Raw genomic sequence first — 13819 nt, forward strand, 5'->3', positions numbered from 1 at the left:
ATATCCCCCTTATACGTATAATTTTTCAAAAAGATTTCTTATATCTTCAGATTCTCTTATTATCTGAAGGGTCAAGTCAGCATGTCCTTTTGTATAACCATTTCCAACCATCATAGTTATATCCTTTCCAACGCCTTCAGCACCTAAAGCCGCTTTTGTGAATGATGTTGCCATTGAAAAGAAGTAAACAATACCTTCATCTTTTGTAATTAAAATTGAGGACATTTCAGTCGATTCTATATTAACATTGTTTATTGTTATATCACAAAATTCACCATCAGTAACTTCTTTAACCTTTTCATACACTTCAACTGGTTTTGTTGCATCAGCAACTATTACATGATGTGCAAGATTCATATCTTTTATTCTCTTTGCATTTTCTTCTGAATATTCAACAACTATTACCTTTCCATCTTTTCCAGCTTGTTTCATTGCTTCATAAGAACACAATACTCCGGATTTTCCACCTCCGCCTATTATACAAACAGTATTACCAGGTTTTACAAGTTTTGCAACTTGAGCAGGTGCTCCTGCAACATCGAGAGCTGCTAAAGCTAATTTTTCTGGTATGTCATTTGGTAAAACAGCATACAAACCACTTTCAAATAAAATAGCTTGTCCATCAATATCAACTTGATCATTGTTGATATTCACTTTTTTTATTTTTTCAATTTTTAGTGGAGTAAGAGATAATGAAACTAATGTAGCTATTTTATCTCCAATTTTTAAGCTTTTATCTGGAAAATCAGGGCCTATTTCTTTTATAGTTCCTATGAGCATTCCTCCAGATCCCGTAACTGGATTTTGCATCTTTCCTCTTTCATTTACTATATCTAAAATCATTTTTTCCATTTTAGATATGTCTTTTTCGCAAGCTTTTTTTATTTGTGTAAAACTTGCTGAATCGATATTCAAAGTTTGAACATCAATGAGTAGTTCATTGGATCTTATTTGCATGGTGTTGTCAATTTTCTTTGCAGCTTGTGGGAGCATTCCAACAGGCTCAATAACTCTGTGTGTTCCGAATGGGCATCCTTTTTCCATATTTACTTACCTCCAATTCCTAATATTTTTCTGGCTTCTTCTGGCGTTGCTACTTCTCTTCCTAGTTCTCTTGAAATATTTGCAATTCTTTGAACTAGTTGGGCGTTTGAAGTAGCTAATTCTCCTTTTTTATAATAAATATTATCTTCAAAACCTACTCTTACATGACCTCCCATGAGTATTGCATGAACAGCTAGTGAAAGTTCATACCTTCCTATTCCTGCAACAGTCCAAGTACTACCATGTGGAATATGATTTACTAAGTACAATAAATCATCTATTTCTCCTGGAATAGCTCCTGGAACTCCCATAACAAAGTCAAAATGTATTGGTGTTCTTAAAATTTCTTTTTTTAATAATCTTAAAGCGTTGTTTATGTGTCCTCTTTCAAAGACTTCTATTTCTGGTTTTATTTTTCTTTCATACATCTCTTTTGCAAACTTTTCTATGTATTCAGAACTGTTCACAAATATGTCTTCTCCAAAATTTGTTGTTCCAGCAGACAATGTTGCCATTTCTGGATTTAACTTTAATGGTTGCATTCTTTCTTCAAACTTATGCCAAACTGCACCACCTGTCGATGGTTGAAAAATAACATTACATTTTTTTTCAACTTTTTCCTTTATTTCTTTATAAACATCATAAGATTGTGTTGGATTGCCTTCTTTATCTCTTGCATGAACATGTATTATTGAAGCACCTACTTCATAACACTTCAATGCTTCTTCTGCTATTTCATCTGGAGTTAATGGTAAGTTTGGTTGTTGCTCTCTTGTTACTTCAGCACCAGTAACTGCTGCCGTTATTATTAATTTTTCCATTATTTCACTTCCTTTGTGAATCTTTTGGTACAACACATGTTCCACTTGCTCTACAAACTACAACTGGTTCTTCAAGAACATCGGCTGCCGATTCAGAAATGTCTGGTCTTGGAACAATCACTTTTCTTGCTTCAAAAATCATTTTTCTTGATGTATTACCTGTTTTAATTATTTCACCAGTTGCTTCTATAAAATCACCTGCATAAACTGGCGCCATAAATTCAACCATATCATATGCTTTAAATAATCCTTCATCTCCATCATTTCTTATTAAAAGTTCTGTTGCAACATCACCAAAGAGTTGTAACATTTTTGCTCCATCAACCAAGTTACCTCCATAGTGTGCATCATGAGAACTCATTCTAACTCTTATCATAACTTTTTCCATGTTTTAAACCTCCATAACTTTCAAATCTTCTGGAATAATTAATTTTGCTTCAGTTGCATTTTTTATATCTTCGACTGTAAATCCTTCTGATATTTCTTTTAATAAAAGACCTTTTTCAGTAGGTTCAATAACGCACATTTCAGTTACTATTAAATCTACTTTTCTAATTGAAGTTAAAGGAAGTGTACATTTTTTTACTATTTTTGCTCTTCCTTTTGCTGTATGAGTCATAGCAACAATAACTTTTTTTGCACCAGTTACAAGATCCATAGCTCCGCCCATTCCAGGTATCATCTTTCCAGGAACCATCCAATTTGCAAGGTGACCTTCTTCATCTACTTGAAGACCTCCAAGAACGGTTACATCTAAGTGTCCTCCTCTTATTAATGAAAATGAAAATGCGCTATCAAAAGCCATTGCTCCAGGAAGGGCAGTTACGTAACCAGCACCAGCATTTGTTAAGTCTCCATTTTCCATCCCTTCTTTTGGAACTGGTCCCATACCAACTATTCCATTTTCAGATTGAAAGAACACATGTACTCCTTGTGGTATATAGTTTGATACGAGTGTTGGGAGACCTATTCCAAGATTTACCAAGTTTCCATCTTTTAATTCTTTTGCAACCCTCTTTGCAATCTTTATTTTAGTATCCATTATTTAGCACCCCCAACTACTATATAATCCACAACCACACTTGGAATGTGTACACTATCTGGAGGAATACAACCTGTTGGTACAATTTCTTCAACTTCTGCTATTACTATATCAGCAGCCATTGCCATCAAAGGATTAAAGTTTCTTGCAGTTAAAGAAAATTGAAGATTTCCCAAATAATCAGCTTTTTTAGCTTTTATTAAAGCAACTTTTGCATGAATGGCTTCTTCTAATATGTATTTTTTTCCATTCAATTCAACTACCTGTTTTCCTTTTTCTACTTCTGTTCCAACTCCAGTTGGAGTTAATATTCCACCAAGTCCAACTCCACCAGCTCTCACTTGTTCTGCAAGGGTTCCTTGTGGAACTAACTTTACTTCAAGTTCATTCTCTATCATCTGTCTTTGCGTTTCTTTATTTGTTCCTATGTGAGAAACTACAACTTTTCTTGCTAATTTGTTGACTACAACCTTTCCTATTCCTTTGTCTACAAATGCTGTATCATTACCAATGATCTCAAGATCAGATTTTTTTTGTGCTATAAGCTCATCAACAAGAGTTTCTGGAGCTCCTACACCCAAAAAACCACCAATCATTACACTATCACCATTATTTACTTTTTCAATGGCTTCTTTGGCATTAATAACCTTCAAATATATCACCTCCCATGAAAATTATATCATAAAAGTTACATATCTGCAAAATATAAATTTAAAAACTTCATACTGTTTATAACTTATTATCTAAAATAATCTTCATTTTATGCATTTTTATAAATATAGTGATTTTTTTAACAAAAAATATATATAATGATATTTACAATAAATCATTTAAAAATTTTATTATATTAGTATATTTTGAAAAATATACTTAAAGTTGTATAATTATAATGATATAAGAATATTTTTATCTTTTTTATACTTAATATGGAGGTGATTAAAATCAAAGGTATTATAACCACAATAATTATAACAATTATATTTTTAATTTTATTTATTATCTATGGATTTGGAATAATAACCTCAATTTTAAGCATTAAAGGGAATTTTTTTACAAATGCTATTTTCTTTGTTGTAATAGGATTATTAGTTTTTTTTATAATTTCATTAATTATTACAATGTTTAACAGAATAAAAGAAATAAAAAAGGAGGAAAAAGATGATCTTAGTAAATACTGATTTTATAAGTGGAAAAAAACTTGAAACTATTTCAATAGTAAAAGGATCAACTATACGTTCAAAAAATGTTGGAAAAGATATAATGAGCGGATTAAAAACTCTTGTTGGTGGAGAAATAACTGCTTATGTAGAAATGATGAATGAAGCACGTGCCATAGCTACTAAAAGAATGGTTGAAGAAGCAGAAGAATTAAATGCTGATGCAATTATAAATATAAGATATGCAACAAGTGCTATAATGGCTAGTGCTGCAGAAGTTATAGTTTATGGAACAGCAGTAAAGTTTGTTGATTAAATTTTTAATTTTTTTATATTTAATTTTTTTGTGATAATATGAGGAGGTGATAAATATGAAAGAAAAACTTTCTAAATTATCTATTTATTCTATTATTTTGTTTTTTGCTTTTTTTAGTATATTCCTCTTATTCATAAAACTCGGTGAAAGAGGTGGTCAAACCTTTTTTAGTAATCTCAAACTAACTATTCCATTTCTTTTAGCAGCAGCATCTGGAATTTTTTCATTTTTCACAGGTATTATTAGTATTTTAAAAAACAAAGAAAGATCTATATTAGTTTTTATATCAACTGGAATAGGTGCATTTATTTTATTTTGGGTTTCTGCAGAAATATTATTCCCACACTAAATTATTGAAGAAATGTTTTTTAAGACCTTTCTTTTTTTCAAAAATATAAACTTTATATTATTTTTTTGTATTAATACAAAAAAACTATTGACAAACTTCAACTGGCGTGTTATAATAGTCTCGTAATTGCGCTCGTAGCTCAGTTTGGTCAGAGCTTCCGGCTCATAACCGGGCGGTCGGTGGTTCGAGCCCACCCGAGCGCACCAATAGCGTTGGATTTATTCCAACGCTTTTTTGTTATAAATTTTATCAAATTACTCACATAATATGTGAATATTACAAAAATATTTGAAATTAAAAGCAAACAGTGGAAAAAATGAATAAATTAATATTATATCTTTTACATAATAAAAAAAGATTGGATTTTATCCAATCTTTTTTTATTATGCTCTTTTTATTTTTCCTGCTCTTAAGCAATCTGTACATACATGTACTCTTTTAACTGAACCATCACTCATTACAGCTCTTACTCTCTGAATATTTGGTTTCCACCATCTTCTTGTTGAAACGAGAGAGTGTCCGGATCTTTGACCATTTGCAACAGGTCCTTTTCCACATATATCACATTTTTTAGACATTTTTGTTCCTCCTCTCAATTTTTATAATATTCTTTTATTTTTTGTTTTTTGATTGCCACTTATATATTATACAATACAGAATCCTTAGTTATCTATTTTTTAACATTATGTTTTTATTTATTAACCATTATGTTCTTCATCAAGATATGCTTCTTCATCTTCAAATTTTACATTTTTTACAAGTGGAAATGGTATTATATCTTTTATTGTAGTTGTATTAGTCATAAACATTGCAAATCTATCTATTCCTATTCCAAGCCCACCAGTTGGTGGTAAGCCATATTCCAAAGCTCTAACAAAATCATAGTCAACTACTTGAGCTTCATCATCACCAAGATCTTTTAATTCTTCTTGTTTTTTAAATCTTTCAAGTTGATCAATTGCATCATTTAATTCTGAAAATGCATTTGCAAGTTCTGTTCCGTTAACTATTAATTCAAATCTTTCTGTTAATCTTGGATCTTCTCTATGTTTTTTTGCAAGTGGTGATATTTCTATTGGATGATCTATAATAAATGTTGGTTGTACTATTTTATCTTCCACTAAATCCCATAATTCATCTATATACTTACCCTTTTCTTTTATTTCAACTTCTATTCCTTTTTCTTTTAAGAATGCATCTAATGTTTCTATACTGTCTTCTAAAATATCTACACCTAAATGTTCTTTAATAAATTCACGCATTTTTATTCTTTTAAATGGTGGTGTAAAATCTATTTCTTTTCCATCATACATTACTTTTGTTGTACCATGAATTTTTTTTGCAATATAAGCTAATACATTTTCAGTTAATTCCATTATATCATTGTAATCAGCATAAGCTTGATAAAGCTCAATTGTTGTAAATTCAGGATTGTGTTTGTAATCTACACCTTCATTTCTAAAAATTCTTCCTATTTCATATACTTTCTCCATTCCTCCAACAACTAATCTTTTTAAATGTAATTCAGTTGCTATTCTAAGATACATATCTGTATCAAATGCATTTATATGAGTTATAAATGGTCTTGCATTTGCTCCACCCATAATATTTTGAAGAATTGGTGTTTCTACTTCAAAAAATCCTCGTTCATTTAAATATTCTCTCATATATCTAACAACTAATGATCTTGTTCTAAATGTTTTTATGACTTCATCATTTGAAATCATATCAACATATCTTTGTCTGTATCTTATTTCTTTATCTTTTAATCCATGCCATTTTTCAGGCATTGGTCTTATTGTCTTAGATAATAACTCTATTTCAAGAGCAAGTATTGTAAGTTCTCCAGTTTTTGTTTTAAAAGGAAATCCTTTTACGCCTAACCAATCTCCGGCACTTATAAATTTCTTAAAAAAATCATATTTTTCTTCTCCTATTTTATCTTTTCTTATGTAAACTTGTAGTCTTCCTGTATCGTCTTTTAAATGTATAAATGCTGATTTACCGTGAGTTCTAATTGTCATAATTCTTCCTGCAAATGAAAAAACTTCATTTTCTAATAAATCACCCGGATTTATTTTATCTTCAAATTTTAATTTTATTTTTTCAACATCCATTTCTTTATTAAAACTGTATGGATAAGGATTAAATCCATTGTTTCTCAATTCTTCTATCATTTTAATTCTTTGATTTCTTATTTCGTTTCCCACTTTACACCTCCGAAACTTTAATGTATATTTAATATTTTTATTTTTTTATTCTTTCCATTTAAGGTTTTTATTACAACTGTATCATTTATTTTTTTACCTAAAATATTTTTTCCTATAATAGATTCTGTACTTATTTTATCTTTTTTTATATCTGCTTCTTGTGGTGTTACCAGTCTAAATTCTTTATCAATTTTTAGTCCATAATCATGAATTTTGACTATTTTTCCTAATTTTACTTCTGTATTGTTTCCTTCTTCATCTTCTAAAATTTCTGAATTATCCAAAATATATTCTATTTCTTTTATTCTAGAATCTATTTTCCCCTGTTCATTTTTTGCTTCTTCATATTCTGAATTTTCTGAAAGATCTCCGAGTTCTCTTGCACTTTTTATTTTTTCTGCAATTTCACCCATTAATCTATTTTTTAATTCATCTTTTTCTGCTTTTAATTTTTCATACCCTTCTTTAGTTAATTTATATGTTTCAGCCATAAAAAAGCCTCCTTTTATTTCTTTAAGTCTTTTACTATTTCAAGAAAACTATCTATATCTCTAAATTCCTTATAAACAGATGCAAATCTTACATAAGAAACTTGATCTATTTTTTTTAACTCTTCAACTACCATATCTCCTATTTTTGTGGAAGATATTTCACTTTTACCTGTTTTTTTCAACTTATCTTCTATTCTCTCAACTATATCTTCTATTTGTTCTGAAGATACAGGCCTTTTTTCACACGCTCTTATTATTCCATTCATAACTTTATTTCTATCAAACAATTCTCTCTTTCCATCTTTTTTTATTAACCTTAATTTATTATCTTCATATCTTTCATATGTTGTAAATCTTGCTTCACATTTTAAACATTCTCTTCTACGTCTAACAGAATTCCCATTTGCACCTGGTCTTGAATCTAAAACCTTTGTTTCTTCGTGTCCACAAAATGGGCATTTCATTGTTTATTCCCCCCATTATTTTTTAATTCTTGTGAAATTTTTGATATTTTTTTTAATTTACTGTAAAGCGTGGATTTTTTATATCCTAAATTTTCTGCCATTTCACTCAAACTTTCATCTGAATTATTCATTCTATATTCAGCTATTTTTTTTAATTCTTCATTTAAACTTTCTAAACCTTTATTTCTTATTATATATTCTATCTCTTTTATTTGCTTTGAAGAACTTTCAGCTGTTTTTAAAGCATTTGCTGTTATAAAGTTTATTGTTCTTGTAACATTTCCTTTTAGTTCTCTTACTTTAACTATATCCATTAATTTTTCAACGGATTCATTTGCTCCCATTATTTCTAATATAGATACAATGTCTCTACTTGCTTTTATATACAATTTTATTTTATTACTTTTTATTATATAATTTGATTTTACTCCAAGAAGTTCTTTAAATGTTTTTATTAAATCATTCGCATACTTTTCTGATATATCTAAGAAAAATTCTAAATGGTATGATGATTTTAAAGAAACAGATCCAGTAGTAAGGAACATTCCCTTTAAAAAAACTCCAAGTTTTATTGGATCTTCTTTTAAAATACTAGGTACTTTATCTTCAAATATATCTATTCCTATGTTAAATATTATTTTTTCTGCATACTTTAAATCTAAAAGAATTTCTCCTGTTCTACCTATTCTTAATCTTCTTTCAATTCTAACATATGCTGTTATCCATTCTCCAAATAATTTTTTACACAATTTATATACTCTCTTCATAGAAGAAAGAGAGCTAACAGTAATTTTTAAATATTTTTTATTCCCATCTATTACAAAATCGCCTTTTCCTTTGATTGCTCCATATAATTCTATTTCAGGATATAAAAATTCTGTATTAACTATCGACATTTTTACTTCTTCAGAAAATGTAGGCACTTTATTTTCTCCTTAATACTATCAAAATTATATTAACACTACAATTATATTTTTAAAACATTAATTCAACAAAATGTGAAAAAACTAATTGTTTGTATACATTATATCACTTTTTATCTTTTTTTATTCTTTATTTATATCTCTATGTTCAATGGAAACATCTTTTCCTTCAGCTTTTAATTTTTCATACAACTTTTGTGCAATATATACAGAACGATGTTTTCCACCAGTACATCCTATTCCATATACAGCTTCTATTCTACCCGCTTGACCGTATTGTTCTTGAATAAACTTTGCATCTGAATAAATTAAATCAACAGTTTTTTTCACTTCTTTAAAACTTTCTAAATAATCTTTTATTTTATCATCTAAGCCTGTCAATTTATACATTTTATAAAAATAAAATGGATTTGGTAAAAATCTAACATCAAAGATATAATCTGCTGATCTTGGTATTCCATTTTTAAAACCAAAACTAATTATTTTTAACTTCAAAGTTCTCTTATTTTCATTTATTATTTGAAAAAATTTTTTTCTAAACTCTGAAGGTTCTGTATTTGAAGTATCAATTATTATATCACTTATATTTTTTATCTCATTTAATATATCTCTTTCTTTTTCTATAGCTTTTTCAAGAGGCATGTCTAAAGGATGGTTTCTTCTTGATTTTTTAAATCTATCAATTATAGTTTGAGTATCTGCATCTAAAAAAACCTTTTTTATTCTTATATCACATGAACTATTCTTTTTTATATTTATAAAACATTCCGTAAGTTCATTAAATTTCTTCCATCTTATATCACTAACTAAAGCTAATTTTTCAATTCCACTTGTACAAGTTACATCTAAAAATGATTTTATTAAGTGTGGTGGAACATTATCAACAGTATAATACCCTTCATCTTCAAGCGATCTTAGTAAAAAGGTCTTTCCAGCACCGGAAAGACCTGTTATAAGAAAAACTATAGGATTATTTTCCAAAGTATTCACCGCCTTTAAAATAAGACTTATTTTTAAATAAATCAAGTTTATAATAGGATGAATTATAGTATGTTTTTTTCAAAAAACGTTTTGATAAAAATTTAAATTGCTCAACATTGCCAGTTATATAAAAATTTACCTTGGGTACTTTTTTATTTGAAAATAATAAATATTTGGTATTTAATTCTTTTATAACACCATCTGCTGGATCTATTATTGTAGCATTTAATCTTTTTAAAATGTGCTTTTTTAATATTGGATAATGAGTACATCCTAGTATAACTTTATCAAACTTATTTTCGTAATCTTTTAAATAATTTTTCACTATTGAATCAGCCATTGGTCCATACCAATATCCTTCTTCAACCAAAGGAACAAATAATGGACAAGCCTTTTCATTAATTTGTTTAATACCTTTTTTTATTAACCCATTTCTATAACTACCAGAGTTAACTGTATTTTTTGTAGCTAAAAGCAAAACTTTTTCGCCTTTTTCAATTTGATTAATTCCATTGTCTATTATACTAACATATTTAAACTTTCGATTTTCTACCTTTACTAAACCCATTTTAACTAAAGAATCTGTTGTATTACACGCAGAAATCAATATATCTACATTCAAATTTTCAAAAAAATCAAATATACCTTCGAGTATTTCAACCAAAACTTCTTGTGGTTTTGATCCATATGGGACTCTCAAGGTATCTCCAAAATAATAATATTCATTATTTCCATAATTTTTAATAACTTTTTTTAATACAGTTAATCCCCCAATTCCAGAATCAAAAAAACCTATTTTCATTTAATCAACTCCCACTACAAAACACTTTTTGTATCATAAAAGTTTGGTAAGTTCTCTATTTTTTCTTTATATTCATTCAATAAATCTTGTGTTTTTTCCTTAAAAATTAAATTATTTAATTTTTCATTCAACAATAACAAAAGCAAGATATGATTTACTTTTTGCTTTCCAATTTTTTTAGATAAATCTTCAACATTTTCTTTTATTTCTTCTAAAATAGGATCAATAACTTCTTGTGGTTCGTTGACTTTAAATTTATAAATTTCATTTAAAATTTTTATTTCTACAACTTTATAATCCTCGGACAATTTTTCCACCGCCGTTAGATATTATTTTCAGTTAACTTTTCTATATCTTTACCTATTTTTGATACTAATTCTTCTTTTATTTGTATTAACGTTTTTTCTATATCTTCATGTTTGTTTCTCAATCCATTTAGTTCTGTTAACATACTTTCTTTTTCATTCAATAACGATTCATATTCACTATATAAATCATCTCTTTCTTTTTCCAAAGCTTCTTTTTCTTCCTTTAACTTATTATACTTTTCCATAAGAGTTTTTATCATTTCTTCAAGTTCTTTTAGTATTTCCATACTTTTCCCCCCAATATTTTTTAATCTTAAGAATATTATAGCATAATTTTATAAAAAAATATAATAGTTTTATGAAAAAATAGCCATTTTAAAATTTATTTTTTTCATTTTGAAATATTTAAAAGTTAATGTATAATCTTAAGTGTTAAAAAGGGGGAGAGATTTTTATGCTGTACATAAAAAAAATTTTAGAATTAGTTAGTTCATTAGGTACACCTTCTTTTCACTCTAATATAGGACAACTTATTTATTCTGAAACTCAAAGTAATAAACTCGTTATGATAAGAAATATCGATAATATTTGGATCGTTTTAGATGCAAAAAAAATAGTTCCATCTAAGTTAGAATATACTTCATTAGAAGAAATATTATCAGAATTTCAACTTGAAAATATTTTTGAATTTCCTTTTTCAACATATATACTTTGCGATGGAAATTTTGAAGATACAGATACAATAGAATATTTAAGCAACGCCTTTGAAAAAGAGAGTGAACTATATGAAAAAAATAGATTAATGACTGTAATTGACAGACTATCATATCAACTATCTTCAATAGAAAGCCTTGTTTTAAATTTATCTGAACCGTTACAAGAAGAAAAATTTATAGATATAATACAAAGCAGTATAGCAGAACTTCTTTTTTGTAGTGCTTCTACTTTTAAAGTAAATGGATTAAAAGCAACAAAAATATCAGAAATTGGTTATATAAAATCATCAAAAGATTTTATTGACTTAGATGAAATTTTATTGTCTTGCATAGAAATGTCATTACCTTTAAACTTAGATGATGTAGACGGTTTAGAAACATTAAAAGAAGATAAGATAAAAGTTATTATTCCAATTGGTAACTTAGAAAATAATTCATTTTTAATTTTTATAACTAGAGATACAAAAATAGAAGAAGAAGAAAAATTATTTATAAATACAATTTTTAGAATTATACAACACTTTTATACAAAACAATTTATAGAATTAATTGATTTTAAAGAACAGTTATCCTTAAAAACTTTAAGAATATTACATACTTTTGATAGTTTAATAGAAATGTTAAAAGAAGAAAAAAACTTAAAAGAAAAGTTTATAGAATCAATAAAAACTTTAAATGATGTAGAAAAAATAACTGAATTAAACCTTGAAATAAATTTGCCAAATGGAGTTTATACATCAAAAGAAGCAAATATTAATGTTAAAAATTCAGATATAATAATTTCATACCCAGATACTTTAGAAAAAAATAAACAAAATTTTTTATGTATAAAAATAAATTCTACAGAAAATATATTAGAATTAATAAATATAATGAGTTTAATATTGGATGGCTATGAAACTATATTAAATAAAAAACAAAAGGGATAACCCTTTTGTTTTTTATTTAGGTTTAACAACAAACTTTATTGCTGTTCTTTCTTCTCCATCTATACTAACATCAGAAAATGCAGGTACACAAACAAGATCTATTCCACTTGGTGCTACATAACCTCTTGCAATAGCTATTGCTTTTACAGCTTGATTAACAGCTCCAGCTCCAATAGATTGTATTTCGACCTTACCTTTTTCTCTTATTATTGCAGCAAGAGCCCCCGCTACTGCAATAGGTTTTGAGTTAGCAGCTACCTTTAATACTTCTAATTCTGCCATATAGAGTTTCCCCCTTTAAGTAAATTTTGCTATATATAAGTGCTTGAACAATGGCGCACCTAGCGGGGTTCGAACCCACAACCTTCGGATCCGAAGTCCGACGCTCTATCCAGTTGAGCTACAGGTGCAAATTCCAAAGAAATTATACCTTAAATAAAACTTAAAATCAAGTACTCATACAACGCTCATCTTTTAAAAAAATTAGACGATAATTTATTTGAAAAGGAGGGATTGATATGGATATAAGGAGGATAGAAAGTCAACAATCTCTTAATATGAAGAGAATACAAGACAATAAATTAAAATCTATAGAAAAAAACAAAAAAGAAAAAATAGAAACACCCTTAAAAATATCTGGAGAATCCAAAAAATATATAGAAATTGCTAAAAGTCTTCCAGAAACAAGAACAAGTTTAATTAATAGTATAAAAGAAGCTATTGATAATGGATTATACAAAATAAATTCTAATAAAATTGCTGAATTAATGTTAGGAGATAGATAATATGGATTTAAATAAATTAAAGGATATTATCCGCGAGGAAATAGAAATCCTTACGGATTTTTTTTCTATTTTAGAGGAGCTTCAAAATAAAATAATAAACAAATCAGAAGTATCTGAAATAAATTCTACATTATTAAATATTGAAAAAAAAAGTTCTAATTTTTGGAAAATAGATGAAGAACGCAATGAAATATTAAATAAAATATGCACTGAAAATAAAATAAAGAATAATATAAAAGAAGTTATTGAATTTTTTTCAAAAGAAAACAAAGAAATTGCTATTTTACTTGCAAAATTAGTAGAAACAATGAACGAATTTACTATTAAATTAGATATGCTAAGACAAATAATTGGATTCCAAACAAATTTTGACAACTTAATAATAAAACTTATAAATATTGATAAAACAGGAAAAACAACGTATGGAAAAAATGGTTACAATAAAAATATAGAACCAAGCAATAATGGTTGGAGGGGATAA

At 27.4% G+C, this 13819-nt stretch carries 20 protein-coding genes and 2 tRNA genes; 6 read left to right on the forward strand and 16 right to left on the reverse strand.

Annotation, left to right across the window (positions count from 1 at the left end):
- Positions 1–9 precede the first annotated feature (9 nt).
- Genes kdd through IGS63_RS02875 form a run of 5 tightly spaced genes read right to left on the reverse strand, consistent with a single transcriptional unit; the run spans position 10 to position 3560 of the window.
- Positions 10–1044 carry an L-erythro-3,5-diaminohexanoate dehydrogenase gene (gene kdd / locus IGS63_RS02855; protein ID WP_190615523.1) on the reverse strand — a complete coding sequence of 345 codons (1035 nt, stop codon included), beginning with the start codon at positions 1042–1044 and terminating at the stop codon, positions 10–12.
- 2 nt (positions 1045–1046) lie between these two features.
- Positions 1047–1865, reverse strand: coding sequence for a 3-keto-5-aminohexanoate cleavage enzyme (gene kce / locus IGS63_RS02860; RefSeq protein WP_190615524.1), 819 nt, complete (start codon positions 1863–1865; stop codon positions 1047–1049).
- 4 nt (positions 1866–1869) lie between these two features.
- Entirely contained in the window at positions 1870–2253 is a 384-nt protein-coding gene (gene kal / locus IGS63_RS02865) for a 3-aminobutyryl-CoA ammonia lyase (protein ID WP_190615525.1), read from the reverse strand.
- Positions 2254–2256: 3 nt separating this feature from the next.
- Positions 2257–2907: a 3-oxoacid CoA-transferase subunit B gene (locus tag IGS63_RS02870; protein ID WP_190615526.1), complete on the reverse strand. Its 651-nt coding sequence runs from the start codon at positions 2905–2907 to the stop codon at positions 2257–2259.
- Positions 2907–3560: a CoA transferase subunit A gene (locus IGS63_RS02875; protein WP_190615527.1), complete on the reverse strand. Its 654-nt coding sequence runs from the start codon at positions 3558–3560 to the stop codon at positions 2907–2909. Before IGS63_RS02875 ends, IGS63_RS02870 begins: the two co-directional genes overlap by 1 nt.
- Before the next feature lie 505 nt (positions 3561–4065).
- Between IGS63_RS02875 and IGS63_RS02880 the strand changes: the two genes are divergently transcribed.
- The 3 genes from IGS63_RS02880 (at position 4066) to IGS63_RS02890 (ending at position 4935) form a co-directional block, all read left to right on the forward strand.
- Complete coding sequence (locus tag IGS63_RS02880; protein ID WP_190615528.1) at positions 4066–4380, forward strand: YbjQ family protein; 315 nt, start codon at positions 4066–4068, stop codon at positions 4378–4380.
- A 55-nt stretch (positions 4381–4435) separates the two neighbouring features.
- Complete coding sequence (locus IGS63_RS02885) at positions 4436–4729, forward strand: hypothetical protein (RefSeq protein WP_190615529.1); 294 nt, start codon at positions 4436–4438, stop codon at positions 4727–4729.
- 128 nt (positions 4730–4857) lie between these two features.
- Positions 4858–4935: transfer RNA gene (locus tag IGS63_RS02890), tRNA-Ile, on the forward strand.
- 177 nt (positions 4936–5112) lie between these two features.
- Here IGS63_RS02890 and rpmB read toward each other — a convergent pair.
- The 9 genes from rpmB to IGS63_RS02935 all read right to left on the reverse strand — a co-directional run bounded on the left by rpmB (position 5113) and on the right by IGS63_RS02935 (position 11195).
- The gene (rpmB, locus tag IGS63_RS02895) at positions 5113–5307 is read right to left on the reverse strand and encodes a 50S ribosomal protein L28 (RefSeq protein ID WP_190615530.1); all 195 of its coding nucleotides are present in this window, start codon (positions 5305–5307) and stop codon (positions 5113–5115) included.
- 120 nt (positions 5308–5427) lie between these two features.
- Positions 5428–6939 carry a lysine--tRNA ligase gene (lysS, locus tag IGS63_RS02900; RefSeq protein ID WP_190615531.1) on the reverse strand — a complete coding sequence of 504 codons (1512 nt, stop codon included), beginning with the start codon at positions 6937–6939 and terminating at the stop codon, positions 5428–5430.
- Between the two features lie 17 nt (positions 6940–6956).
- On the reverse strand, positions 6957–7430 hold the full coding sequence (gene greA / locus IGS63_RS02905; RefSeq protein ID WP_190615532.1) for a transcription elongation factor GreA: 474 nt from the start codon (positions 7428–7430) through the stop codon (positions 6957–6959).
- Between the two features lie 14 nt (positions 7431–7444).
- Complete coding sequence (gene nrdR / locus IGS63_RS02910; RefSeq protein WP_190615533.1) at positions 7445–7894, reverse strand: transcriptional regulator NrdR; 450 nt, start codon at positions 7892–7894, stop codon at positions 7445–7447.
- The gene (whiA, locus tag IGS63_RS02915) at positions 7891–8817 is read right to left on the reverse strand and encodes a DNA-binding protein WhiA (RefSeq protein ID WP_190615534.1); all 927 of its coding nucleotides are present in this window, start codon (positions 8815–8817) and stop codon (positions 7891–7893) included. Before whiA ends, nrdR begins: the two co-directional genes overlap by 4 nt.
- Before the next feature lie 123 nt (positions 8818–8940).
- Positions 8941–9798 (reverse strand): RNase adapter RapZ, encoded by an 858-nt coding sequence (rapZ, locus tag IGS63_RS02920; protein WP_190615535.1) that lies wholly within the window; start codon positions 9796–9798, stop codon positions 8941–8943.
- On the reverse strand, positions 9788–10600 hold the full coding sequence (murI, locus tag IGS63_RS02925) for a glutamate racemase (protein ID WP_190615536.1): 813 nt from the start codon (positions 10598–10600) through the stop codon (positions 9788–9790). Before murI ends, rapZ begins: the two co-directional genes overlap by 11 nt.
- Before the next feature lie 14 nt (positions 10601–10614).
- Positions 10615–10908 (reverse strand): cell division protein ZapA, encoded by a 294-nt coding sequence (gene zapA, locus IGS63_RS02930; protein ID WP_190615537.1) that lies wholly within the window; start codon positions 10906–10908, stop codon positions 10615–10617.
- Between the two features lie 14 nt (positions 10909–10922).
- Positions 10923–11195, reverse strand: a complete 273-nt coding sequence (locus tag IGS63_RS02935) for a hypothetical protein (protein ID WP_190615538.1) — start codon at positions 11193–11195, stop codon at positions 10923–10925.
- 167 nt (positions 11196–11362) lie between these two features.
- Here IGS63_RS02935 and IGS63_RS02940 point away from each other — a divergent pair, with 167 nt between their 5' ends.
- Positions 11363–12553, forward strand: a complete 1191-nt coding sequence (locus IGS63_RS02940; protein WP_190615539.1) for a hypothetical protein — start codon at positions 11363–11365, stop codon at positions 12551–12553.
- Positions 12554–12565: 12 nt separating this feature from the next.
- On the opposite strand, the gene IGS63_RS02945 is transcribed toward IGS63_RS02940, so the two are convergent.
- Complete coding sequence (locus IGS63_RS02945) at positions 12566–12835, reverse strand: stage V sporulation protein S (protein WP_190615540.1); 270 nt, start codon at positions 12833–12835, stop codon at positions 12566–12568.
- A 51-nt stretch (positions 12836–12886) separates the two neighbouring features.
- Positions 12887–12963 (reverse strand) — tRNA-Arg (locus IGS63_RS02950).
- Between the two features lie 108 nt (positions 12964–13071).
- Between IGS63_RS02950 and IGS63_RS02955 the strand changes: the two genes are divergently transcribed.
- Together IGS63_RS02955 and flgN are read left to right on the forward strand one after the other, a co-directional pair.
- Complete coding sequence (locus tag IGS63_RS02955) at positions 13072–13338, forward strand: flagellar biosynthesis anti-sigma factor FlgM (RefSeq protein WP_190615541.1); 267 nt, start codon at positions 13072–13074, stop codon at positions 13336–13338.
- 1 nt (position 13339) lies between these two features.
- Positions 13340–13819, forward strand: a complete 480-nt coding sequence (flgN, locus tag IGS63_RS02960) for a flagellar export chaperone FlgN (protein ID WP_190615542.1) — start codon at positions 13340–13342, stop codon at positions 13817–13819.

It is taken from the genome of Tepiditoga spiralis (assembly GCF_014701195.1).
Classification (GTDB): domain Bacteria; phylum Thermotogota; class Thermotogae; order Petrotogales; family Petrotogaceae; genus Tepiditoga; species Tepiditoga spiralis.

Bases quoted from the DNA above. Each gene is read 5' to 3' on its own strand.
- IGS63_RS02880 (WP_190615528.1), top strand. From the start codon at position 4,066: ATGATCTTAGTAAATACTGATTTTATAAGTGGAAAAAAACTTGAAACT.
- murI (WP_190615536.1), bottom strand. From the start codon at position 10,600: ATGAAAATAGGTTTTTTTGATTCTGGAATTGGGGGATTAACTGTATTA.
- nrdR (WP_190615533.1), bottom strand. From the start codon at position 7,894: ATGAAATGCCCATTTTGTGGACACGAAGAAACAAAGGTTTTAGATTCA.
- IGS63_RS02955 (WP_190615541.1), top strand. From the start codon at position 13,072: ATGGATATAAGGAGGATAGAAAGTCAACAATCTCTTAATATGAAGAGA.
- IGS63_RS02935 (WP_190615538.1), bottom strand. From the start codon at position 11,195: ATGGAAATACTAAAAGAACTTGAAGAAATGATAAAAACTCTTATGGAA.
- kce (WP_190615524.1), bottom strand. From the start codon at position 1,865: ATGGAAAAATTAATAATAACGGCAGCAGTTACTGGTGCTGAAGTAACA.
- flgN (WP_190615542.1), top strand. From the start codon at position 13,340: ATGGATTTAAATAAATTAAAGGATATTATCCGCGAGGAAATAGAAATC.
- greA (WP_190615532.1), bottom strand. From the start codon at position 7,430: ATGGCTGAAACATATAAATTAACTAAAGAAGGGTATGAAAAATTAAAA.
- IGS63_RS02940 (WP_190615539.1), top strand. From the start codon at position 11,363: ATGCTGTACATAAAAAAAATTTTAGAATTAGTTAGTTCATTAGGTACA.
- kal (WP_190615525.1), bottom strand. From the start codon at position 2,253: ATGGAAAAAGTTATGATAAGAGTTAGAATGAGTTCTCATGATGCACAC.
- IGS63_RS02945 (WP_190615540.1), bottom strand. From the start codon at position 12,835: ATGGCAGAATTAGAAGTATTAAAGGTAGCTGCTAACTCAAAACCTATT.
- IGS63_RS02885 (WP_190615529.1), top strand. From the start codon at position 4,436: ATGAAAGAAAAACTTTCTAAATTATCTATTTATTCTATTATTTTGTTT.
- kdd (WP_190615523.1), bottom strand. From the start codon at position 1,044: ATGGAAAAAGGATGCCCATTCGGAACACACAGAGTTATTGAGCCTGTT.
- rpmB (WP_190615530.1), bottom strand. From the start codon at position 5,307: ATGTCTAAAAAATGTGATATATGTGGAAAAGGACCTGTTGCAAATGGT.
- IGS63_RS02870 (WP_190615526.1), bottom strand. From the start codon at position 2,907: ATGGATACTAAAATAAAGATTGCAAAGAGGGTTGCAAAAGAATTAAAA.